This window comes from Streptomyces sp. WELS2, from assembly GCF_013870595.1.
In the GTDB taxonomy this organism is placed as follows: domain Bacteria; phylum Actinomycetota; class Actinomycetes; order Streptomycetales; family Streptomycetaceae; genus Streptomyces.
In genome coordinates, this window is record NZ_JACBWZ010000948.1 from 1 (window position 1) to 2,203 (window position 2,203).

Below are 2,203 nucleotides of genomic sequence, written 5' to 3' on the forward strand. Positions count from 1 at the left end.
GTCGGCCGCCCCCGCCCGGTCTGGCGGGACCCCGTCGACTCCGCCCACTACGCGGCCTTCCCGTCCGGCCACGCGCTGACCGCGACCGTGGTCTGCGGCCTGCTGCTGTGGCTGCTGCACCGCCGCGGCGCGGGCCGCGCCCTGTGGCGTACGGCGCTTGCGGCGGCGGCCGTGTCGGTGGCCGGAGTGGGCGTCACCCGGGTCTGGCTGGGCGTCCACTGGGCCTCGGACGTGCTCGGCGGATGGCTGTTCGGCGCGCTGCTGGTGGCGCTGGCGGTGCTGGTGTACGAGTGGCCGTGGAAGCGCCCGGCGGGCCCGGCGGGCCGGCGCGGGCGTAAGTCGCGGGCGTGACGGCCGTGTTGACCGATACCGGCCGGGCGCCCGCCGCCGCGCGGCACCGGTCGATACCGGCCGAGACCGCCAGGGCGATTGCCAACAAGGCTGCGTACACGCGGGTTTGGGCGTGCGCTTCGGATGCCTGGCGCACAGTGCCGTCCGTCTGAGACGATCCCCCGCGTCGCCCCAGACGGACGGCTCCTCCGGGCGGCCCGAACACACGGGTGCCCCCGATGCGTTGAGTATAGTTGGCTGGCAGCCAGTCAACGCAGGAGTTACAGGATGTCCCCGCGCAGCGCTTCGGTCAATGAAGAATTGCGGCGGCGTTCCAGGGAACGGCTGTTGCAGGCCGCCGTCGAACTGGTGGGCGAGCGCGGGTTCGAGGCCACGACGCTGGGCGATATCGCCGACCGGGCCGGTTCGGCGCGCGGACTGGTGTCGTACTACTTCCCCGGCAAGCGACAGTTGGTGCAGTCCGCCGTCCACCGGCTGATGCACCGCACGCTGGAGGAGGCGCTGGAGCGGGAGCCGCGCACCGAGGACGGCCGGGAGCGGCTGGCCCGGGCCATCGACGCGATCCTGGGCCTGGCCCGGGACCGGCCGGTGCTGATGCGCCAGCACATGGCGGGCCTGCTCCAGGCCGAGGGCTTCGTGCAGTGCCCGGAGCAGCGCCGGCTGGCGGAGCTGCTCGGCGAGACCGTGGCCCGCTACGGTTCGCAGACGGTCTCGGTCGACTACCCGATGCTGCGGGCCCTGTTGATGGGCGCGGTGTACGCGGCGCTGGTGCCGGGGGTGCCGATGCCCGTACCGATGCTGCGGGCCGAGCTGTTCCAGCGGTACGGGCTGGACTGGGAGATGGGCATGCCCCCCGAGAGCGCGCCGGACACCAAGGCGGAGGACGAGGACCTGTCCCGGTTCTTCGCCACGGACGAACGGCCCGAGGGACGGGAGCGGGACTGAGGGGGGCGGCGGCGCGCGCGGGACAACGTCACGCAGGGATGCGGTGTCCGCCGGCAGGCGACCGGTCGCGCGGTGTAGTCGTACGGTCACATCTCCCGACGCGGCCTACGCTTGGATCACTCCACCGGCCCTGCCCGCCCAGGCCTCGCGGTGCCATGCTGGAAGTGTCCGCACGCCCCTCCTTCGGGCAAGGAGTACCGCTGTGCTGCGTGTCGCCGTCGTCGGATCCGGGCCGAGCGGGTGTTACACCGCCCAGGGTCTGGTCCAGCGCGATCCGGGGGTCCTGGTGGACGTCCTGGACCGGCTGCCGTGCCCCTACGGCCTGGTCCGCTACGGCGTCGCACCCGACCACGAGAAGATCAAGTCCCTCCAGGGCAGCCTGCGGACGGTGCTGGAGCACGAGCGGGTGCGGTTCCTCGGCGGAGTGCGGGTGGGCGGCCCGGGAGGCCTGCCGGTGGAACGGCTGAGGGGGATGTACCACGCGGTGGTGTACTGCGTGGGCGCCGCCGGAGACCGGCGGCTGGGGATTCCCGGCGAGGACCTGCCGGGCAGCTTCTCGGCGACCGGGTTCGTCTCCTGGTACAGCGCGCACCCGGACGCGGCCGACGCCGGCTTCCTGCGCGGGGTGCGGTCGGCGGTGGTCGTCGGGGCGGGCAATGTCGCGGTGGACGTCACCCGGATGCTGGTCCGGGGTGCCGCGGAGCTGCGCGGCACGGACATCCCGCAGGCCGCGCTGGACGCGCTGACGGCGAGCGAACTCACCGAGGTGCACATGGTGGCCCGGCGCGGCCCGGCGCAGGCCCGCTTCACCACGAAGGAGCTGCGCGAGCTGGGCACCCTGCCCGGCACCGACGTGACCGTGGACAAGGACGACATGGCGCTCGAGCCGGCCGATCCCGGCGACCTG

The 2,203-nt window shown here is 73.7% G+C and carries 3 protein-coding genes; all 3 read left to right on the forward strand.

What is annotated here, in order from left to right:
* Nucleotides 1-351, forward strand: a 351-nt coding sequence (locus tag H5J33_RS32095; protein WP_181798252.1) for a phosphatase PAP2 family protein, incomplete at its 5' end; no start/stop codon positions are given.
* 267 nt (nucleotides 352-618) lie between these two features.
* Nucleotides 619-1,296 (forward strand): TetR/AcrR family transcriptional regulator, encoded by a 678-nt coding sequence (locus tag H5J33_RS32100; RefSeq protein WP_181798253.1) that lies wholly within the window; start codon nucleotides 619-621, stop codon nucleotides 1,294-1,296.
* Between the two features lie 202 nt (nucleotides 1,297-1,498).
* Nucleotides 1,499-2,203 (forward strand): FAD-dependent oxidoreductase (locus tag H5J33_RS32105; protein WP_181798254.1); only part of this gene is annotated, 705 nt, incomplete at its 3' end.